The sequence below is a fragment of the Arthrobacter sp. NPDC080031 genome, from assembly GCF_040702485.1.
Classification (GTDB): Bacteria; Actinomycetota; Actinomycetes; order Actinomycetales; family Micrococcaceae; genus Arthrobacter.
Map to the genome: position 1 here is coordinate 18968 of NZ_JBFBLA010000007.1, position 20365 is coordinate 39332.

Annotated in this window: 16 protein-coding genes and 1 pseudogene; 11 read left to right on the forward strand and 6 right to left on the reverse strand. The window is 61.8% G+C overall.

Annotation, left to right across the window (positions count from 1 at the left end; translation table 11 throughout):
* Nucleotides 1–35: 35 nt before the first annotated feature.
* Entirely contained in the window at nucleotides 36–1145 is a 1110-nt protein-coding gene (locus AB0323_RS07485; RefSeq protein WP_366176760.1) for a hypothetical protein, read from the forward strand.
* Nucleotides 1146–1380: 235 nt separating this feature from the next.
* Here the strand turns inward: AB0323_RS07485 and AB0323_RS07490 are convergent.
* A pseudogene (locus tag AB0323_RS07490) lies at nucleotides 1381–2042 on the reverse strand (DUF1345 domain-containing protein).
* Nucleotides 2043–2488: 446 nt separating this feature from the next.
* The gene (locus AB0323_RS07495; RefSeq protein ID WP_366176761.1) at nucleotides 2489–2809 is read right to left on the reverse strand and encodes a hypothetical protein; all 321 of its coding nucleotides are present in this window, start codon (nucleotides 2807–2809) and stop codon (nucleotides 2489–2491) included.
* Nucleotides 2810–3209: 400 nt separating this feature from the next.
* Between AB0323_RS07495 and AB0323_RS07500 the strand changes: the two genes are divergently transcribed.
* From AB0323_RS07500 to AB0323_RS07535, 8 genes are all read left to right on the forward strand, one after another.
* Nucleotides 3210–3716 (forward strand): hypothetical protein, encoded by a 507-nt coding sequence (locus tag AB0323_RS07500; protein WP_366176762.1) that lies wholly within the window; start codon nucleotides 3210–3212, stop codon nucleotides 3714–3716.
* A 494-nt stretch (nucleotides 3717–4210) separates the two neighbouring features.
* The gene (locus AB0323_RS07505; RefSeq protein ID WP_366176763.1) at nucleotides 4211–4612 is read left to right on the forward strand and encodes a hypothetical protein; all 402 of its coding nucleotides are present in this window, start codon (nucleotides 4211–4213) and stop codon (nucleotides 4610–4612) included.
* An 8-nt stretch (nucleotides 4613–4620) separates the two neighbouring features.
* Nucleotides 4621–4992 (forward strand): hypothetical protein, encoded by a 372-nt coding sequence (locus AB0323_RS07510; protein ID WP_366176764.1) that lies wholly within the window; start codon nucleotides 4621–4623, stop codon nucleotides 4990–4992.
* 899 nt (nucleotides 4993–5891) lie between these two features.
* Nucleotides 5892–8384 (forward strand): galactose oxidase early set domain-containing protein, encoded by a 2493-nt coding sequence (locus tag AB0323_RS07515; RefSeq protein WP_366176765.1) that lies wholly within the window; start codon nucleotides 5892–5894, stop codon nucleotides 8382–8384.
* 55 nt (nucleotides 8385–8439) lie between these two features.
* The gene (locus AB0323_RS07520) at nucleotides 8440–9165 is read left to right on the forward strand and encodes a hypothetical protein (RefSeq protein WP_366176766.1); all 726 of its coding nucleotides are present in this window, start codon (nucleotides 8440–8442) and stop codon (nucleotides 9163–9165) included.
* Nucleotides 9166–9241: 76 nt separating this feature from the next.
* Nucleotides 9242–10519 carry a glycosyltransferase gene (locus AB0323_RS07525; protein WP_366176767.1) on the forward strand — a complete coding sequence of 426 codons (1278 nt, stop codon included), beginning with the start codon at nucleotides 9242–9244 and terminating at the stop codon, nucleotides 10517–10519.
* Between the two features lie 154 nt (nucleotides 10520–10673).
* Nucleotides 10674–12152: a glycosyltransferase family 39 protein gene (locus AB0323_RS07530; protein ID WP_366176768.1), complete on the forward strand. Its 1479-nt coding sequence runs from the start codon at nucleotides 10674–10676 to the stop codon at nucleotides 12150–12152.
* 47 nt (nucleotides 12153–12199) lie between these two features.
* Nucleotides 12200–12628, forward strand: coding sequence for a GtrA family protein (locus tag AB0323_RS07535; RefSeq protein ID WP_366176769.1), 429 nt, complete (start codon nucleotides 12200–12202; stop codon nucleotides 12626–12628).
* 1156 nt (nucleotides 12629–13784) lie between these two features.
* Here AB0323_RS07535 and AB0323_RS07540 read toward each other — a convergent pair.
* From AB0323_RS07540 to AB0323_RS07555, 4 genes are all read right to left on the reverse strand, one after another.
* Nucleotides 13785–14069 carry a helix-turn-helix domain-containing protein gene (locus AB0323_RS07540; protein ID WP_366176770.1) on the reverse strand — a complete coding sequence of 95 codons (285 nt, stop codon included), beginning with the start codon at nucleotides 14067–14069 and terminating at the stop codon, nucleotides 13785–13787.
* Complete coding sequence (locus AB0323_RS07545; RefSeq protein WP_366176771.1) at nucleotides 14039–14221, reverse strand: hypothetical protein; 183 nt, start codon at nucleotides 14219–14221, stop codon at nucleotides 14039–14041. The genes AB0323_RS07540 and AB0323_RS07545 overlap by 31 nt, the downstream gene beginning before the upstream one ends.
* 368 nt (nucleotides 14222–14589) lie before the next feature.
* Nucleotides 14590–15588 (reverse strand): aldo/keto reductase family protein, encoded by a 999-nt coding sequence (locus tag AB0323_RS07550; RefSeq protein WP_366176772.1) that lies wholly within the window; start codon nucleotides 15586–15588, stop codon nucleotides 14590–14592.
* A 36-nt stretch (nucleotides 15589–15624) separates the two neighbouring features.
* A complete protein-coding gene (locus tag AB0323_RS07555) occupies nucleotides 15625–16662 on the reverse strand; it encodes a LacI family DNA-binding transcriptional regulator (RefSeq protein ID WP_366176773.1) in 1038 nt (345 codons plus the stop codon).
* A 755-nt stretch (nucleotides 16663–17417) separates the two neighbouring features.
* Here AB0323_RS07555 and AB0323_RS07560 point away from each other — a divergent pair.
* Together AB0323_RS07560 and AB0323_RS07565 are read left to right on the forward strand one after the other, a co-directional pair.
* On the forward strand, nucleotides 17418–18488 hold the full coding sequence (locus AB0323_RS07560; RefSeq protein ID WP_366176774.1) for a LacI family DNA-binding transcriptional regulator: 1071 nt from the start codon (nucleotides 17418–17420) through the stop codon (nucleotides 18486–18488).
* Between the two features lie 78 nt (nucleotides 18489–18566).
* Nucleotides 18567–20243, forward strand: coding sequence for an ABC transporter substrate-binding protein (locus AB0323_RS07565; protein WP_366176775.1), 1677 nt, complete (start codon nucleotides 18567–18569; stop codon nucleotides 20241–20243).
* The last annotated feature ends 122 nt before the right edge of the window (nucleotides 20244–20365 follow it).

The following is a 20365-nucleotide window of genomic DNA, read 5'->3' on the forward strand; positions in this document are numbered from 1 at the left end:
GCTGGCCACAGACACTGAATCGTAGGAGGCCGGGCGTGACGGAAAGATCGGATGATGCATTTCCTTCCAGTGCCCGCACCTTGGGCGTGCTCGCAGAGCCCGAGGTCACCGCCGAGTTTGCTGAGCGTAACGGCCGAGAGGTGCGTCTCCTGCTCAGCCTTGCCGATGAGCGCCACGACTGGTCCGTGGTGATCGAGTACCAGGACTTCACTGCAGGCGATGGGTTGGCGCCGATGCTGGACTCTTTGACGAAGCACAGGATCCGCCGTGCATGGGATGTCATGGTCTGTCTGACCGATCTTCCGATTCGTCTCGAGGGCCGGACGGTCGTCGCGGAAGTTGCGCTGGGGGAGCCGATCTCCTTGGTTTCGTTACCGGCACTCGGTGCCGTCAACATCGACCGCCGGGTCCGCACTGCGGTCGCCGACCTCGGCTGGGCGATGCACCGCCACTTCGATCCAGACGATGACCCAGGGGAATTCGGTCCGCCGTCGCTGCACCAGTCGCGGCATATTGAGACCACTGTTCTTGACGAAGGCCCGGTCGGGTTCCGTTACGTCTCAGCAACCCGCCTTGGCCGGGGACGCTTGCTGGCGGGCATGCTGCGGGCGAATCGTCCGTGGCGGCTGGTCTTCGGATTGAGAAGCGCGATGGCCGCCGCGATTGCCACAGGAGCCTTTGCCCTGGTCACGGACACTATCTGGAAACTCGCGGACGTGTTGGGGGCGCCGAGGCTGACGTTGCTGATGGTGCTTTCGATCAGTTCGATGGTGTTCTGGATCATCGCCCAACACGATTTGTGGGAAAGCCCCCGGCGGGACAATCTCCTCGAACGATACAAGGCCTCCTTGTATAACGCCTCTACCGTATGGTCGCTGATGATCGGCGTCGTGATCAGCTACGTCCTGCTCTACGTTGCAGTGCTGCTGGCCGCGGCGTTCGCGATCGACGACGCCTTATTGGCCCAGGCACTGCAACATCCGGTGACTGTTTGGGACTTTGCGGAAATCGCCTGGATGACGACGTCGGCTGCGCTCATCGGTGGTGCATTGGGTTCGGGATTCGAGTCAAAGGACGATATTCTCCGGGCAGCATACGGCCAACGAGAACGTCATCGTCGCCAGTCAATGGACGCAGGCGAATAATCCGGCCCCGCCGGAGGCGGCTTTGCCCGAGACGGCCCCGACTGCCCGCTTTTCGGTTCTCCCACCGTCGCCTTCGTCCACGGCATCGGGCACCGCTCCGACGTCCATAGACCGCGTTAGCCGAACTCCTCGAGGGCACCGTTGGGCGGCCTCACGCCGGCGCCGGGCGCCGCCAAAGGCGCCTGCCGAATATCGGGAACCCAGCCAGGGCCTTCGGTTTCCGACCTGGCGCCGATCAGTGGACGAGGCACGCGACGAGATTGATCGCCGTGGCCAGCACGATGGCTCCCAACGCATAGGAAAGCAGGGCCTGACGCAATGCGGGATACCGGATGGCGTCCGTGGTCAGGTCGGTGTCGGAGACCTGATATGTCATGCCAATGGTGAAGGATAGATACGCGAAGTCCGCGTATTTGGGCGGATTCTTGTTGAAGTCCACACCGTCCTTGGCTAGGTAATAAAGAGTGGCGTAGCGAAGTGTGAAGAGGGTGTGGACCAGGAGCCAGGAGAGTGCCACGCTGCCCAGGGCAACGCCAATGATGAGTGCTTTCGTTCCCCCTCCGCAGGAGCTGCCTCGGGCGGGATGCGGGCAACGCCCCCGAAGCTACCCATCGTGGCCGCCAGGACGAGAATGTCGGAGGCGAACCGGCCGGGATCCTCCCGGACCGCATGGGCAGAGGTCTCCGATGCATCAAGGCGCCCGATCACGGACGAGACCCAGACCAGGTAGATCAGCGACCCGGCCGCCCACCCTAGAGCCGGGGCATAGGCCCAGGAGCCCAGCAACCCCCTGCAACGGCCACGGCCAGCCCGCCGGCTGCCATCGCCGCCGGCCGAACCCGAGTGCGGTCGAAGACTCAGGGCGGACCGCCATAGGCACATCCACAAAGCAGACATAAGTGTGGACACTGTTCACACTTATGTCCTGGACCCCTGACCCGCCACCCACTCCTTCATAGGCCGCCACGGCAGCCAGGCCACAGCCCGCGAACCTAGCGTGAGAGGGACCTGACCGCAAAGCTTTGTACGCACGTTAAAGCAAAAACCCCCTCTGACGAGGGGGAATGCTGTGCCCGAGGTGGGACTCGAACCGGGTTCCAGCCCCCGGAAACACAGGGAACTTCCGAAAACATACCGAGTACGGCCCGGTCCGGCCCCGGTACCGGTACGGCCGAGTCCGACGGCAAGGATGTGCACATTGTGCGCACCCCTTTCTTGCCCTCTTGCTGCATGAAGCGAACGATTGCCGTGCTTCTCCCAAGCGCGACACTTCGGCATGGCGCCCACATTGAATCCGATCGAAACACCACCCGAACTCGCCGCGATGAACGTGACGGAACCGGCTACTTACCGGCGCCGGCGAGCTTCGGTTCCTTCATAGCCAGAAACAGTGAAAATCCACCGGTGAGCAGCGCAGCTCCGTTGAACAGGAGACTCGGCAATTCAAGATCCAGAACTTGCAGGTTTGGCTCGTTTAGATGCTCCAGCCACGGCACGCAGACGAACGCAGCAGGCACCAAAAACAAACCAATAACACTGGTTCTAACCTTTTCGCACAGTTCCCGACCAACAAAAAGGGAGGGAACAACATGGACCCGGCGCAGGAACTCGCGTGGCAGGTTCATGGCCTGCTCTTCCGGGCCTTGGCGCAGGCTAGGTGTCATTCGACGCGACCACCCTTGAAGCGGCGTGCAGCAACTATCCTCAGGACTATCCGAGTGTCTCGGCGGACTCCCTGCTGGGTAGCAATATGCACAAGTGCGTATTCACTCTGCCGCCCCACCCGATCGAAAATGTAACCAGCTGATCCGGATCCACGAAGCCTCCTCGAAGAACACGTCAAATTGGTCAAGTGTCTGCTCAAGTACCTGATGACGACATTCAGGCTAAAGACAAGAGGCGGCCACTCACTTCGTCTTGTTGTTACGCCCTTAACATTCACAAGTCGGCGCCAGCCAGCCACAGTCAAATCGAAGAGCTGGTTGGATCGTAAGGGTAAATCCCGCACCTCAGCCGCGCACCAACTTTGTCTGTGCGCGTTTCAACGGATGTAAGGAGAAAATCATGTTTGGTAAAACCGTACGTCGGCTTTCGCCTCTTGCCGCGATCGCGGCAATACTGCTCGTTGTACAACCGGCGTCTGCGGCCGCCAGCAAGCCGCCCCAGCTTCAGTCGTTCAGCTTCTCGCTGCCCGCCGGACTCGCGTGTTCGTTCCCCCTCGACATTACCGGCACCAACGGCAAGGTAACCCAAGTGACTTTCAACAACGGCAGCTTCTTCAATGTCGGTAAAGGTGTCCTGCTCACTTACACCAATCCCACCAACGGAAAGATCTACACGGTCAACACCGCCGGCTCGGTGGACCGCTTCGTACAGAACGCCGACGGCACGTACACCGGATACCTCTCCGGCCACAACGGCTACATCTACTTCAACACAGACGCCACCGGACCACGTGCAATCCAATACACGGGCAGGCTGGTTGTGACCACTGACTCCACTCTCTCCAACACCCTCTCCGTGGACTTCACCTCAGGACAGTCCGTAGACATCTGCGCCGCCCTCTCGTAATCCCGGGCTGACTCTCGGCTTCAATGTGGGCGAAGCCGAAATGATTCAACGGCGACCTAGCCGCGATCCTGGAACCGGGAATCGTCCACCCGGTGACTGCCTACAGATGGGCAGTCCGGATCTTCACCCGTTCGGAGCTTCTTATCACTGACCGAGCAACTCGCTCCAGAGTGTTCCAAATCGCCGGGCTTTGTTTGATTCCGGGGGTGGCCACGCCAAGACCGAGCTTCGTAAAGCGACGGCGGACGGAGGCAGCGATGCGCTAACAAATACTCGTCATTCCAGCCGGGTGAAACCGTCGCTGCGCCCCGGACCTTTTACCGGGCGGATGCGGGCAGGATAGCTGCCATCGGCGGGGTCCCATACCCGTGATGTCAATTCCAACGCCCGGTCTCCGCCCTATATGTGTGGCGTTTCCCCGCCCGACCGGAAGTCCGGCGATCCCGTCAAATTCAATTCAATTCGAGTTCACTTCAAGCTAAAGAGGTTTTATCATGAAGCGCTTTCCTGCTGCCTTGGCACTGTGCAGCCTCCTCACCGTCGTCCCTATCGCGGGAGCGACAGCAGTCGAGGATCCTATCTACGTCAAAATCGGGCAAACAGCTGATATCACCGCGGCCTCAACACCGCAGGTCACTCACCTGGCCGTGCCAATTACATATCGGTGCCCCGTCGGAGAAACGGGCGTCCTCGATGTCGTGGTCAGCCAAGCAAGCCCGAATCAGGGGTTCGGGACAGTCCCGTTGACCTGCACTGGTCAAGATGTCCGCGTCACGGTCGATGTCCAAAGCAACTTCGGCGGACCCGCATTCACCCCTGGCGAGGCGTCGGTGAACGTGTACATCTTCGGCTCCCCGCAGAGTTGGTACGCCAGCGACCAAATGAAAATACGCTGAGGCACAAAATGGATCTAACCCAACCATCCACTCCGCACAGTGTCGTGCTCGTTCACGGACCGTGGGGCTTTCAGCGCCGGCTTCAGGACATGGGCGTGGAGGTTTCAGTCCCTGACCTCCCCTCCCACCGGCTCCCCCACGCCGGGCTCCTGGACGATGTCGAGGAAGGGAAGACGGCCATCCGCTCAAGCACTCCCCCGACCTGCGTGGCCGGTTGGCCCTATGGTGCCGACGTAATCGGCATCGCTGCAAAAGGCGAAGCGGACGCTGCAAGGCTCGTCTACGGGTCCTCCGTTCCACAAAAGAACACCCTGACACCCGCGACGGCAGTTCATACGGGCCATTTGCACCCATGCGATCCAAGGCTTGCCCCGTCGTGAGCCCACGCCCCCGCCGCAGGCCCCTTCTTGACCACGAACGACAATAAGAGACCAGATGGGTCTGCCCCGGGTTTGCTTGGCCAGAGAGTCAACGAAATCCGGGACAGTCCCGATGTCCTGCTGGGTCCGTTTGTGCGGGCCAGTACTGCCTGATCGAATTTGTCGTAATTAACGATTCTGTTGAGTGGGCGTTCAGTGCGCGGTACACGGACTCGCACGTCCGCGATTCGGAACACGTGCAGCTCGCCTCCGCCGTCGAGCCGGGACCCCGGCGGCCCCGAAGCACCCAGATTCCGCCTAGAGGCACGCCGCAGATCAAATCGCTTTCAGTGCCCGAAGGCCCCTGCTGTTTGGCGGATTGCAGACGCCAAACAAATACATTCGTCCCAACGGAATTGTGCGTCAGCGGAAACATCTCGGTTATGGGTACGCAGTAAGCGATCAAGCCAACCCAGGCGGAATCTGCCCCGGAAATCATTTCCGGGCGTCGACGGTCACCTTCACCCGTCTTATCGAACAAGGACTGCGGGTACTCAGAGGGCGCATCCACAGTGGCGTCTGGTTAGCGTGTTTCCGAGTGGAGCACCCTTCGAATTCGGGTATTGGCTACTCGTGCTCACCACAGTGGATGACCAGTAGGTTCCTCAGCAAGGTCGCATTTGCGCGAGCGGTTGCCGAGGACGTGCCGGAGGGTGTCCACCGGGGGTCCGGTGCAGCGCAATGTTCTCAGTCCATCGGACAGAAGTGCTGTAAGGACATCTTTTCGGCTGATCCGCAGTTGAAGTTTGGGGGGTACCGTGTTGAGTCTTTCGCCGTCGGGCTTCGTCCATTCCCGATTCAATTCCGTCCTCAATAAAACGGGATTCCTGTCTGCCGGACAGCGCAGATCCCCGTCTAGGGTGCACGCTCTCATTGTGGTGGTGTGCCTCGTCGCCGGCTTCATGACCTCCACTGCCTCTGAGGTGTTCGCAGCTACGAGCGTTGGTTCGAACCTGGTGGTCAATCCGTCGCTGGAGGACGGCACTTCCTTTCCCACTTGCTTTTCAGAGGCCGGGTGGGGCACGGCAGGGGTGTGGTCTCTAACCGCCGGGCACACCGGGTTGCGCGCCGTCACCATCCAGGTTTCCAACTACGCGAGCGGTGACCGGAAACTCCTGCCGTCAGAAACCACAGCCTGCGCGCCCGCCGTTTCGGCCGGGGCTGTCTACAACCTGGGGGTCTGGTACCAGTCGACGGTTACTGTCTCGCTGACAATGTTCAGACACACCTCCAGCGGCTGGTCGTACTGGGGTGATATTGGGCAGGTACCTGCGTCCGGCACGTGGGCACAGGCGACAGGCACCACGCCCGCTATCCCGAGCGGTACTGATCGAGTCGTCTTCGGTTTGTCCATCGCCGCGAACGGGACGCTCACCACCGACGACTACTCGTTGTTCGCGACGGCGGTGCCGACACCGCCTCCGTCGGGACAGCTTGTTACCAACGGCAATCTCTCACAGGGGACGACGACGCCGGATTGCTTCACAACCGGCGGGTGGGGTAACCGGACGGTGACGGGAGGCCTGTCGACGGACGTGCCGGTCAATTCGGCAGCAGGCACTCGGTCTTACACTTACACCGTCAGTTCATATGTCTCGGGGGACGTCAAGCTCCTTGAATCAGAGACCCCCGGCTGCGCTCCGTCCGTGACTGCGGGCTCCCGGTACAACGTCTCGATCGATTACAAGTCGACATCGGCCAGCAATGCGCTAACGGTCTTCAAGCACGACTCGACCGGCTGGTCGTACTGGACGGACGTGAAAACGTTGCCCGCGTCCAGTTCATGGACAACGATGACCGCGACCACTGCGCCCATCCCCAGCGGCGTGGACAGTATCTCTTTCGGTATTTCGCTCTCCGGCAACGGCACTCTCTTCACAACGAACTACTCGTTGCAGCCGCCAGCACCACCGCCATCGGCCGGGACCCCTTCCCAAGTAGGCTCGTGGCAGGTGCTCAACACGCCGTTGCCAGTCAGGGACATCCACTCAACACTGCTCAGCGACGGCAGGCTCTTGCTCATCGCGGGCTCCGGCAACCAAGGCAGCGCGTTTGCTGCCGGAACATTCCAGGCCGTGGTCTGGGACCCGAATGCCAACACGTTCACCAATGTGCCCGTGCCATATGACATGTTCTGCTCCGGCCAGGCGACCCTCCGGGATGGCAAGGTGCTGATTGCGGGCGGAACCGCAGCCTATCCCACAGCATCTCAAGGCCCGACGACCTTCACCGGATCGGCGCACAGCTACTACTTCGACCCTGCGGACAACCAGTTCCATCAGGTGACGGACATGCAGGGGGCGCACTGGTACCCCACTTTGACCAAACTGGGTAACGGTGACATCTGGTCCGCCGGAGGCCTCAACGAGAATGCCACCGGGTCGGTACTCACGGAGATGTTCAGCGGTTCTGCGATGACGTGGTTGAACAAGAACAGCGTTCCGCAAACGTGGAGTTTCTGGGGCTTGTACCCGCACATGTATTTGCTCAATGATGGCCGGTTGTTCTACTCAGGGGCTCACACTTTCGGTAACGGACTTCCGGGATCGGGGGCATCGCTCTACAACTGGCAAACCGCCCAAATGTGGGACGTTGCAGGTCTCCGGGACAAGGACCTCCGCGACCAGGCGGGGTCGGTTCTTCTGCCGCCTGCCCAGGACCAGCGGGTGATGATCGTCGGCGGTGGCAACACCCAAACCAACACGCCTGCGATCAACCTCGTGGACATCATCGACCTTAGTCAGGCGAGTCCTGCCTACGTTCCAGGGCCTGACCTGCCGGGTCCTGGGAAGCTGTACGTGAACCTACTCAATCTGCCCGACCGGACAGTTCTCTCCGCGGATGGCGCCCAATACAACCGATCGGGGAATGTCAGCACTGCGGCCATTTACCAGCCCGGCAGCGGCAGCTGGTTGTCGATCGACCCGGACCCCGTCGGACGGAACTACCATTCATCGGCGATCCTGCTGCCAGACGGACGCGTGGCCGTCTTCGGCTCCAACCCGCTGGATAACACCTTCGAACTCCGGATCTCCGTCTACAGCCCGTCCTATCTATTCCAGAACGGGCGCCCAAGCATTACCCAAGCGCCGGCATCTGCTACCTACGGGCAGTCCTTCGGACTCCAGGTATCAGGGACTATCAAGTCGGCTTCGCTGATGTCGCCGATGTCCGCGACGCATCAGACCGATACCAACGCCAGGCTGGTCGACCTGCCCATCACCGGAAGCGGGACTTCGATCACAGCGACCGTGCCCACCAGTTCAAACCTACTTCCACCGGGCCCTTACATGCTGACCGTGCTCGACACAAACAACGTGCCAAGCGTCGCCAAGTGGGTGTGGATCTCATGAGCTCGACAGCACTATATGTCCCGGCACGTCAGCACAAACTTCGCAGGGAGACGCGATGAAAAAGAGCTCGCCCAAGGGATTCTTCTTCTACCTGAGACTCACCTTCGTCGTGATATGCTGCTTTGCCCTCGCGTCGTTGCTGGTCCACGCGTCGTTGCTGGACGGTGCGCAAGCTGTTTCGGCTGCAGCAGGAGGAGGACACATCCATTCCTCGGCTACGTCGGGCTTGGCTGTCGCCAAGGTTGCCGGCGGCCAGAGCGCCTCAACGCAAAGCGGAGCAGCACCAACAGGGCAGCCAGACAAGGGGTCCTCAGCCAGCGTCCTCAATCCATCGTCCCGCCAGAGCCCCAACGGGCCGCCTATCAGTCCGCGGGCCGACGGCGGGAGCGCGGCGGCGGACAGCAGTCAGCGATCACTAAGCGACGCTGCCGCCGAGCCGCACGGTCTGGGCCTTCACACGGGAGCGCCGAACCCGGCGCCTGCCCCGCGCGGCACTGTCGCTCCTTCGCAGGTCCTCGACACAGCTTCGCAGTCGCTGGGTGGATGTCTCAAGCAATACGGCGACGCCGGGCAGTGCCTGCCGGTCGTGCCGCCGAGCCTCGCCGGACACCTTCAGCAGATGAAAGATGCAGGACTGGATCCTGCCAGCATGCCGCACAACTGGACCTGCGCCGAGGTGCGTGTGTACTTCCCCCACGGTATATCCGTGCGACAGAAAGGCGCAGACCCGCAGCATCTGGACTCCAATGGCGACGGTATTGCCTGCGGAATCGCTGATTAGAGCCGGCCACAGACTCACACAGCCCAAGCCACCCTGGCCGAACGGCGGCCTACCCTTCCCTTGAATCGAGACAATCATGTTCATTGACGCGGTAGTTGACACCCTAGCCACATTCTCGGCTCTGGCACTCTTTGCCATCGCCGCATCCACCCTGTGCCTGGCAACCTACGCATGGTGGAACCCGCGAACCCAGGAATCAACCTTCTATGCCGATCTGCAACCCACACTGCAACACTCATTTTCGCTGATCGTGCCTTGCCGCCACGAAAGCGAACTTGTCATGGCGACCACTGTCGGCCACCTGCTCGCTCAATCGCACCCGCGCCAGGAAATTCTCATTTCCGTTGGCCATGACGACCCCGAAACGGTCGCAATCGCCAGAAAGCTAGCGGCACAGACGCCGGACGTTGTGCGCGTGATCGTTGATTACAGCAAAGTCAAGAGCAAGCCGCGCCAATTGAACTCCGCTTTGGCGAAATGCCGGAACGAAATCGTGGGCGTGTTTGACGCTGAATCGGTTGCAGCACCGGACCTGCTGGTGAACATTGACAGTTGCTTTCAAGCTAAACACGCCGATGTGGTCCAGGGCGCGGTGCAGCTGATCAACTACCGTGACACCTGGTATTCGCTGCGGAACTGCCTTGAATACTTCACCTGGTTTCGTTCCCGACTGCACGCCCACGCACACCAAGGGTTTATTCCCCTGGGCGGCAACACGGTGTTCATTAAACATGACTTGCTGGAGGCGGTTGGCGGCTGGGATGCGAGTTGCCTGGCGGAGGACTGCGATCTAGGGGTCCGGCTGTCGGTCCTCAACCACAGGATTGTCGTGGCGTATTCACCACGCCTGGTTACCCGGGAAGAAACTCCGGACTCCATCCGCGCGTTGATCAAGCAACGGACCCGATGGTCTTTGGGTTTCATGCAGGTCTTTGCTAAAGGTGACTGGAGAGCTCTGCCCACCTTCCGGCAACGTGCCGTTGCATGGTGGACGCTGATGCAGCAGCACTTCATGGCTTTCGCGGGAGTGTGCATCCCCGTCGCGATCTTCACCGTCGTTTACGGAAATTTTCCGCTGCAGGTGACAGTGATTGCCTTTGTTCCCATGGTGCCAACCATTGCATCGATGGCGTTTGACCTGTGTATGCTCCGCGAATTCGGCCGGGACCACGGCTACCGGATCCGCCTCTACGACTATCTCCGGCTGGTGATCGGCACGCCCTTTTACCAGATCTTGTTGGCGATCGCTGCGGTGCGCGCCTTGTCGAAATTCGTCAGAAGCGACTTCCAGTGGGAGAAGACAGGGCATTCCGGAGCCCACCTCAGCTATCTGAACGGCGCAGCCGTTGGCTAGCGCCGCGTGGGCGCCGGCTGGGGCCGTTCCGACGCCGGACTCGCACCCACGCCGAGGCGCTTCAGTGCTGAGGTGGTTGGGCTTCCGTGGACGTGCGTTTTTCCTGTCCGCAGAGGGTATCGCGGTTGTTCTCATAGTGCTGGGAGCGGCTGTTGTGAGCCTGTGGAACGTCACCAACGCCCCCGACTACCAGGACGATGAGGGCACCTACACCGCGCAGGCCATCTCGACGACCCAAGGCAGCCTGGCGCCGTACACCTATTGGTACGACCATCCGCCGCTCGGCTGGATCCAGCTGGGCGCATTGGCCTGGATCCAACGATTATTCGGATTCGATTCGGGCACAGAGATCGGCAACATGCGCTACGTCATGTCGATCTTCTTCGTCGTAAATTCCGTTCTCATTTTCCTCATTGCCCGCAGGCTGCGGATCCGGATGGCGTTCTCGCTTCTGGCGGTCGCACTCGGCTGCCTCTCCCCGCTTTCCCTGGTACTTGGTCGCCAGGTGTTTCTGGACAACATTGGTACACCGTGGCTGCTGCTGGCCTTCTACCTGGCACTTAGCCCCCGCCTCTCGCTCTGGCTCCACGTCGGAGCCGGACTGTGCTTCGCTGTTGCCGTGTTGTCCAAGGAAACGCTAGCCATCTTTGGGCCGGCCTTGCTGATTGCCCTCCTACACCGATCCCAGTGGCGGACCCGGGCGTTCTCCCTCGTGGGGTTCCTGACCGTGGGCGCCCTGACCCTTTCCTTCTACCCCCTCGTCGCGTTGCTCCGCGGCGAGCTTCTGGCCGGTGCCGGGCACGTATCCCTGCAAGACGCGCTCGTCTACCAGTTCTTCTCCCGGTCCGGGTCCGGGAACCTCTGGGAGCAGGGCTCGGGCAGGGCGCAGTTGGTGGACGGTTGGATGTACTACGACAAGTACCTCATCGTGGCGGGCCTGGTAGCTGCAGTCATCGCCTTGTTCCGACAGCGGTCCCGCTGGCTTTCGGCTGGAATAGCGCTTTTTGTGCTCCCCGTCGTGCTGGGCACCGGATACCTGCCCACCATGTATGTCATCGCCGCCATCCCGCTTCTGGTGTTGGCCATCGCGATGGCGGCAGACATTCTTTGGAGCGCCGCGCGCCGCGTCGGACCGTCTGGATCCGTGCTGCGCAGGACTGTCAGCGGGCTCACCGCAGCCTCAATGGTCGGCGGTCTGCTGGTGATGGCCCTGCCCCAGTGGTTCGAACAGGATGCGACCCTGCTGGCAAGCCAGAACAACTCGGACTGGTACTTGGCCCTGGAGTGGACTAAGACCAACGTGCCGAGGAGCGAAACGGTGTTGACGCCGTATTCGATGTGGCAGGACCTCAGATCCAGTGGATGGAACGGCCCATGGCAGGTTATTGCCTTGGAAAAGATGGACCTCGACAGTGCCGTCGCGGTACATCACCCCCACGGTTGGCAAGAAGTCCAATGGGTTATCGAAGGCCCCACCGTGAAGCCGAACATCAAATTTTTGAACCTCACCAACGCCGGGTTGACCCTCGACCATTCCAGAATCGTCCAGTCCTTCGGGGCATGGCATATCCGAAAGGTCATCACGAGCCAGGAAGCGCCACCAGTGCCAGCACATGACGGGGTTCAACCATGACACTAGTCAATCGGTTGATTCGCACGAGGCAAAGACTGTGCGGACGTATGCCAAAGTTCGCCTTGATCGGAGCCTTTGGCACCGGGGTGAACGTCGCCATTATGACCGTCCTGATAACTTGGGGTGTCAATTATTTGATCGCGGCGCTGATTGCTACGGAAACCACCATCGTGTCCAACTTTCTGATGCAGGAGCGTTTCGTATTTGCTGGCTTGGGCCCGCTCGGGCGGTCAAAGGCGATTAGGTTCCTGCATTCATTCGGATTCAACAACGCTGAGACCTTGGCCCGGGTGCCGTTTCTCTGGCTCCTTGTGGACAAAATGGGTGTCGCGAGCCCTTTGGCCCAGTTCGGAACCCTCACTGTGGCCTTCATCATGCGCTACAGTTTCCATTCGAGGGTGGTCTACGCGCCAACTGCCGCGGCGATGGATACATTGCCTACCGACACAACTGGGACCCGAGAGGTTGCACCTTGAGCGGCCGCAGAAACGAGCCAGGGTACATCCCAGCTAAAATCCAATGGCACCATCGTCGAAACCGATGCTGACTCCGACCCGCCGCGTCCAAGCCATCGCCAAACCTAGCATGGCCTGCTGTGGTCGTTCAGAGAACCACACGTAACTCGATGCACCAAAGATGGACAGTCTTCTGATCAACTCATCCCTGTAGGTCGAGGAGGCCGCGGACCGGTGTGGACGAGTCATTTTCAAGCCACCGCGCGGGTCGGAAAACACCCCGAGTCACGCCCTCCTCGGGGATCAGGCCTCCGGTCCGTCTCAGGGAGACCACAGACCTACCCGCCGGTCCCGGATCTCGCCGCCGATGGTGTCCCGGTGGCGGTGACCTTAACCTCTGAGAAGGGGGAAGCTCTACCTCTACGTATTTGATAGGGCGGTAAACGATCATATATGTGTCATATTTTTTGTTCAAACCGGGTTGCCCGGAGAGGTCTCACGCCATGTTCCACGACCGCCCTTCGCCGCGCCCCGCGCTACTGCTACGCCCGCCGCGGAATCGTCAATCTTCCAGTCCTTACCCTCTTGACTGTCCTCGGTCTCGCCGCCGGAATCCCTGTGGCAACGGCAGACGCCACCCCTCTCTCTTGAGTCTCGAGCAGCCCTGATCAGGGCAATCACGCCATGGGTTCGACCGCCCGCGCCCACCAGCTCTCATCTGGCACATTGCCGGGATCGGTTACTGCTTCCACTGCCCCGGTCGGCGCCCCGGGCACGGACGTCAGCAGGTGTCCTGGTTTATGTCATGTCGTTTGGCTCCGGAATTACCATGAAGAAGCAAGACCACGGAATCTGCCACCCAACGCAAGGAAGGCGAGGAACCCCGGCACAAGAAAGGGCCCCCGACGGGGCCCATTCGTGAATATGTGTCCCCACTCAGAGGCCCAAAAGGGCCCCTGACGTGGGAAAACGTGCCCGAGGTGGGACTCTAACTGCATTCCGGGCCCCCAAACACAGGGAAGTCCAGGAAACATGCCGAATCCGGGCTAGTCCGGCCGATGTACGGCCCAGTCCGACGGCAAAAGTGTTGACACTGTCAACACACCCTCTTTCCCACTTTTTGAACCCGCTCGCGAACACTACCAAGTTGTTCAAACGTATCGGAACGGGTTGCCGGTCAGGCGATCTGGATGCGTTCGTCGCCGAGTTCGACCTCGACACGAAGCCGGCCGCCGACCGCTTCAACGTATTTCCGCAGCGTGTCGGCCTGGGCGCGGTCGATGTCGCCGTGCTCAATGCGGGAGACCCTGTTCTGGCTCACGTGCAGCCGTGCAGCCAACTCAACCTGCGTCAGTTCCGAGGCCTCGCGGAGCTCCCGAAGCCGGTACGCCCGGACCTCATCGAGCAGGTGCTTTTTACGGGCGTCCACAGCTACCCGGTCAACAGGCCGCTTGGCCAGCATCTCTTCGATAGTCCCACCGTATCGACGAGCGGACGTCCAAGCTGCGGACCACGCTCGGCAAGAAGCTCCAACGCAGCGACCACCTGCTCGTACGAGTCCTGATCGAGCGTGAGCAGCCGCGCCTCCACCAGCTCCACGTCAACATTCCACACCAAAGCGACGATGCAACCACAGGTCATACAAACCCAAGAGCTGTATCAGCGAGGGACACACGCTCAACCAGTCTTCAGCTTGCTCAGAAGAGCGGCCCCCACCGCCGGATTGTCCTGAAGGGGGCCGAGTGATCCCGCGATCGTGTCCCCGATCCGCTCCATTGCGTCCCGGGCAGTAAGCATGTGCACCGCGCGGGACGAAACGCTGGGAGGGCTCCGACTGCGCCCAACCCGATCTCCAGGCAGACCAAGCCAATTGATGCTACGTGACGATCATCCCGCAGCTGGCGGGATCGCCGCAAAGCGCGGCGTCCGGACGATCGGTCTGGGCTCCGACGTCTCGGACGTGGCCTCGGTGGTCACTGGGTTCAGGGGCGTTCGGGGAAGGATTCGACTTTGGCCGGGTCGCGCTCGATGATGTCGCCGAGGACCGCGTCGACTCGGTCGAGGACTTCCGGTGCGAGGACGACGCCGGCTGCCGTGGCGTTGTCCTTGAGCTGCTCCGGGCGGGAGGCCCCGACGATCGCGGCGGCGACGTTCCGGTTCTGCAGGACCCAGGCGACGGCGAATGCCGCCATCGACAGGCCGGCCTCATCTGCGAGGGGCTTGAGCCCCTGGACAGCCTCGAGCACGGCCTGGTGCATGTAGCGGTGTTCGGTCTTGGTACCGCCGTCGTCGGTGGAGAACCGGGACGCGGCGGGCGCGCCTGCGCCGGGAAGGTATTTGCCCGTCAGCACGCCCTGCGCGATGGGTGACCACACGATCTGACCCAGCCCGAGCTCCGCGCTCAGCGGCACGACCTCGGGCTCGATGACGCGCCAGAGCATGTTGTACTGCGGCTGGTTGGAGATGAGCTGGATGCCGAGCTCCTTCGCGAGAGCGGCGCCGCGGCGGATCTCGTCAACCGTCCACTCCGAGACGCCGATGTAGTGGGCCTTGCCGGCGTGGACGATGTCCGCGAACGCTTGCATGGTTTCCTCGAGTGGGGTCTCGTAGTCGTAGCGGTGGGCTTGGTAGAGGTCCACGTAGTCCGTGCGGAGCCGGCGAAGGGAACCGTTGATGGACTCCATGATGTGCTTGCGGGAGAGGCCGCGGTCGTTTTTCCCTTCCCCGGTCGGGAAGAAGACCTTGGTGAAGATCTCGAGGTTCTCGCGCCGCACGCCGTGGAGCGCCTCCCCGAGAGCGGTCTCGGCACGCGTGCCGGCGTACGCGTCGGCGGTGTCGAAGGTGGTGATGCCCAGGTCGAGTGCCGTCTTGACGCACTCGGTGGCGGCGTCCTGGTCGATCTGCTCTCCGTGGGTCATCCAGTTGCCGTAGGCGATTTCGCTCACGTACATCCCTGAGTTTCCGAGCTTGCGGTATTCCATGGGGTTCCTTTCGATGGTTCAGCCGTGAGGGATGGTTCAGTCGTGCGGGACCGGGGGCTGCGCCCGGAGACTGCGGGGAGGGGCAGTTGTGCCGCGTACCACCAGACGGGGTGTGATACGTCCGGTTGCCGCGTTGCCACCCGTGAGTGCGGCAACGAGTGCCTCAGCGGCGAGGCGTCCCTGAGCGGCCACGCCATGGTCCATGGTCGTCAGCGCGATCGCGCCGGCCAGTTCATGGTTGTCGTAGCCAACGACGGAAAAATCGGCAGGGATGCCCAGGCCGGCGCTCCGCAACGTCGACAACGCCCCGAAAGCCAGTTCATCCGAGGCAGCGAAGAGCGCTGTCGGCGGTTCCTTCGCGGTGAGGAGTTCCGCCATCGCCGCGGCGCCGGCGTCGACCGTGTTCTCGACACGGGGTTCGTAGAGCGGGTCGGCCGGAATGCCCGCTTCGGCAAGGGCCTCCCGGTAGCCGAGGAGACGTTCAGCCGGGGGGACGCCGCCAAGCGGTGACCCGGGTGCGTCCTGGATTCCGAGGAAGGCGATGCGTCCATGGCCAAGGTTCAGCAGGTGCCGGGTCGCGGCCCGGCCACCGGCACGGTCATCGACGCGGACGGAGGACGTTCCGGCGTGCTCCGAGCCTATGAGTGCGACGGCCTGCCCGTGGGCTTCGAGCACCTCGATCTCCGCCTGCGTGGGCTGGAGAGCGACGACGATGACACCGTCCGAGCGGCCGTGCAGCCGTGGACTGGCAAAGAAAGTTCTTCGCAGCTCAGGTGTGGAGAGCTCGGTCAGGAGGACGTCGTAGCCTTCACCGCTCAGGATCCGGCCTGCCGCGGCGATCACCTCGGCAAAGAACCACTTGGAAAGCAGCGGGACCACGACCGCGACCGTACTGGTGCGCCCGGTGGCGAGCCGCGAGGCGCTCGGCGACGCGACATAACCAATTTCATCGGCGGCGTCCCGCACGCGCTTGCGGGTCAACTCTGAGATGCCGGCAACGCCGCGCAACGCCCTGGAAACAGTCGAAACAGAAACACCTGCACGCTCGGCAACAGCTTGAACGGAAGGCAACATGAGTCGAGCCTAAACGATCGAATTCCAATGTCGCAAGCGCTTGCGAGATTGTTTTCCGAGTCTCGCCTCAATTCTTTCGGGTTACCCAGCCATGTTCAGGATGGCAAAGGAGAGGCACTCGACGATGGCACGCATGCCGGCCCGACCTCCGGCGAAGGCGATCCTGCACGCGGAACGTCCCTCCCCCGAGCGCGCCGGGGCATGCCGCATGTGCGGTGCCTCCACCCCGCAAGGAAGCGATCTACGAAACCGGAACGAAGACCGTCCGCTGCCTGGAGTGTGCCCCGGAGTCCAAGTCCGCGAATCACAAACCATCCGGCGGACATTCATCGCCCGCCGAGTCCGGGGTGGCCTCGCTGTCGCTCTCACAGGGAAGGATATGCGATGCAGACACATCAACCGGCGCCCTTACCGCTTGGTGGATAGATCAATCCCAGTACCCTGACCACAGCAAGAGCGGCAATTTCCCAAGCCTAATCCAACGAGTCATCTCCCACTCGGATGCTCCGATCCTTCGGATCTACCGCCTCGCCCACACACTGGCCCAACAAGCGGCCAGCCAAGCCCCCACGAGGTTCAACGCGTGCCCGTGTGGGGCGGCATGTCGGTGGAAGTCGTTGACAGCTACGAGGTAACGCGTGTAACCTCGCTCACATTGCAGTAAGTAACTCGCGTTACTCACCCGCAAAACGCGGGACACTCAGACCGAACCCTGGCACAACACCCGGGACCAACGAAGACCACCGGAGCATTCAATGGCGAAAACCACGACTCCCCAGAAAGCCGCAGCTGTGCGGCAGCGAGGCGTCACCATGAGTGATGTCGCCCGGCACGCCGGTGTCTCTCGTACAGCGGTCTCGTTCGTGCTGAGCAACCGCGAAAACGCCAGCATTTCCGAGGAAACGCGCACCCGCATCAACGACGCCGTGCAGGCTTTGGGTTACCGCCCGAACGCCGGAGCACGCGCACTGGCTTCCCAGCGCAGTGATTGGTACGGACTCGTCACCGAGATCGTGACGGCCCCGTTTGCGGTGGACATCATCAAGGGCGCCCAGGATCAGGCCTGGCTTGACCACCGGTTCCTGCTCATCGCGCCTTCCGACCAGGCCGATGCCGTAGGACCCAATCAAGGCCTGGAAGATGCAGCAACGGAAAAGCTGCTGGAACAACGAGTGGAAGGACTTTTGTACGCGGCAACGTACCACCGCGGCGTGCATGTTCCGGAAGGCGCCCACGAGGTTCCCACCGTCCTGATCAATTGTTTCGACGCGGACGGGAAGCTGCCCTCGATCGTCCCGGACGAGCGCGCGGGCGGCAGGATTGCCGTCGATCGTTTGCTCCGGGCCGGCCACAGCAGGATCGGAGTCATCAACCTGGACCCGCACATTCCCGCGGCCGTCGGGCGGTTGAAGGGTGCCCGTGAAGCACTCGCCGGCGCCGGGCTCGAACTGGATCCGGAGCTGGTGGTGTCCGGGCATGCGACGGCGGATGGAGGTTACGATGCGGCCTGCGAAATTCTGGACCGCTATCCAAAAGATCAAAGGCCAACCGCCCTGTTCTGCCTCAATGACCGGATGGCGATGGGCGCTTATGACGCCATCAAGGAACGGGGACTGACCATCCCCGGAGACATCGCCGTGATCGGCTTCGACAACCAGGAACTGATTGCGGCCTACCTCAGGCCAAAGCTGACCACGGTTGCGTTGCCCTTCGAAAAAATGGGCGCACTGGGAGTCCAGACGCTCGCAGCTCTCACAGCAGGACAGCCGATCACTGCCGACCAGCAGTTGGTCGACTGTCCGCTGCTAGAACGCTCTTCGGTCTGACCGCGAAATCAATGCCGAAGAGCAAACCCTTACCCACCCCTTCACCTTGCTGATGAAGATAGGAAAGAGATACCCATCATGACACAACCCCGATTCTTGAGGTCTGCCCGCATTGCAGCGGCCGGACTGGCCGTGGGTGCAATGCTGCTGACTGGCTGCGCTGCCACCGTCAACAAGTCCGCAGGCACCGACGCCGGAGCCAACGCGAACGCCTTCCTGACCATACCGCGTGAGGACATGAGCACCTTCGACCGTAGCTTCAACCCCTTCGCCCCCACTGTGAACCCCATGGTCCAGCAGGCCATCTACGAACCACTGCTGGTCTTCAACCCGACCAAAGGCAACACCGTCCCCTGGCTGGGCGCCTCCTGGGACGCTGCCAAGGACGGCAAGTCCGTCACCTTCACCCTGCGTGAGGGAGTGAAGTGGTCCGACGGGCAGCCTTTCGTCGCCGATGACGTGGCCTACACCTTCCAGCTGCAGAAGAAGCTCAAGGGCGGCTTCGAGTACCTGGATTCCGTCACCCCGGCCGGCACCGACAAGGTGACATTCACCTTCAACAAGCCCTGGTCCCCCGCGCTCTATGAGATCGGGCAGCTCCCCATCCTCCCCAAGCACATCTGGTCATCCATCGCCGATCCGGCGAAGGACACCAACGCCAACCCCGTGGGAACCGGCCCCTACACCCAGGTGGACAGCTTCCAGTCCCAGTCCTTCGTGCTGAAGAAGAACCCGAACTACTGGCAGCCTGAGAAGCAGAAGATCGCCGGCATCAAGATGCTGGCGATGTCCGGAAACGATGCCGCCAACCTGGCCAGCGTCAACGGCGATGTGGACTGGTCCACCCAGTTCATCCCGAACATCGAGAAGACCTTCATCGCAAAGGACAAGGACCACCGCCACTTCTGGTTCCCGCCGACGGGCGCCATGATCAACTGGCAGTTGAACACCAGCAAGGCGCCGTTCAATGACGCGACGGTCCGCAAGGCCCTGAGCATGGCGGTTGACCGCGACCAGGTCACCAAAATCGGCATGAGCGGCTACGCCACTCCGGCCGACTGCACAGGCCTCTCCGGCAACTACGCGAGCTGGAAGAACGCCGATGTGGCGAACAACTGCACTTGGACCAGGCTGAACGTCGACGAAGCGAACAAGATGCTCGACGCCGCCGGTTACCCCAAGGGCGCGGACGGCAAGCGCACCCTCAAGGACGGCAAGCCTTTCGAGTTCAAGATCTCGGTGGGCGCCAGTTCCTCCGACTGGCTCTCCGTGGCCAACGTGATCTCCCAGAACCTCCAGGCCATCGGCGTGACCGCCAAGGTGGACTCTCCTGACTGGGCCTCCGTCGTCTCCGGCTACGAGCAGGGAACGTTCGACACCGGCATCGTCTGGAGCGCGAACGACCCCAGCCCGTTCAAGTACTTCAACTCCACCATGGGCACCTCCACCGTCAAGCCGGTGGGCGCCAAGGCCACCGAGAACTACCACCGTTTCGGCGATCCAAAAGCCGATGATCTCCTGCAGCAGTTCGCTGCTGCCGGCGACGAAGCCGCGCAGAAGCAGATCGCGAACCAGCTTCAGGCAGAATACAACGCGGTGGCCCCGACGGTTCCGCTGTTCTCCGGCCCCGAATGGGGCGACTACACGGACGTTCACTTCACGGGATGGCCCACTCAGGACAACCCCTACGCAACGCTCTCTGACCGCTCCCCCACCACGGTCCTGGTCCTGACCACTTTGGAACCGCGCAAGTAGCCGGCCCCAGTTCCCGGCCGGTGGCTGCCGTTGCCATATCCCGGTTCCCACCGGCCGGGAACCTTTTCATCTTTCCTGCCCGGGACTACTGTCGTCCCGGCCCCCCTTTCCGAACGGAGCAA

What these genes read in the sequence shown, in the direction of transcription:
- AB0323_RS07495 (WP_366176761.1), bottom strand. Translation starts at nt 2,809, where the DNA reads ATGACACCTAGCCTGCGCCAAGGCCCGGAAGAGCAGGCCATGAACCTG.
- AB0323_RS07500 (WP_366176762.1), top strand. Translation starts at nt 3,210, where the DNA reads ATGTTTGGTAAAACCGTACGTCGGCTTTCGCCTCTTGCCGCGATCGCG.
- AB0323_RS07505 (WP_366176763.1), top strand. Translation starts at nt 4,211, where the DNA reads ATGAAGCGCTTTCCTGCTGCCTTGGCACTGTGCAGCCTCCTCACCGTC.
- AB0323_RS07510 (WP_366176764.1), top strand. Translation starts at nt 4,621, where the DNA reads ATGGATCTAACCCAACCATCCACTCCGCACAGTGTCGTGCTCGTTCAC.
- AB0323_RS07520 (WP_366176766.1), top strand. Translation starts at nt 8,440, where the DNA reads ATGAAAAAGAGCTCGCCCAAGGGATTCTTCTTCTACCTGAGACTCACC.
- AB0323_RS07525 (WP_366176767.1), top strand. Translation starts at nt 9,242, where the DNA reads ATGTTCATTGACGCGGTAGTTGACACCCTAGCCACATTCTCGGCTCTG.
- AB0323_RS07535 (WP_366176769.1), top strand. Translation starts at nt 12,200, where the DNA reads ATGCCAAAGTTCGCCTTGATCGGAGCCTTTGGCACCGGGGTGAACGTC.
- AB0323_RS07540 (WP_366176770.1), bottom strand. Translation starts at nt 14,069, where the DNA reads ATGCTGGCCAAGCGGCCTGTTGACCGGGTAGCTGTGGACGCCCGTAAA.
- AB0323_RS07550 (WP_366176772.1), bottom strand. Translation starts at nt 15,588, where the DNA reads ATGGAATACCGCAAGCTCGGAAACTCAGGGATGTACGTGAGCGAAATC.
- AB0323_RS07555 (WP_366176773.1), bottom strand. Translation starts at nt 16,662, where the DNA reads ATGTTGCCTTCCGTTCAAGCTGTTGCCGAGCGTGCAGGTGTTTCTGTT.
- AB0323_RS07560 (WP_366176774.1), top strand. Translation starts at nt 17,418, where the DNA reads ATGGCGAAAACCACGACTCCCCAGAAAGCCGCAGCTGTGCGGCAGCGA.
- AB0323_RS07565 (WP_366176775.1), top strand. Translation starts at nt 18,567, where the DNA reads ATGACACAACCCCGATTCTTGAGGTCTGCCCGCATTGCAGCGGCCGGA.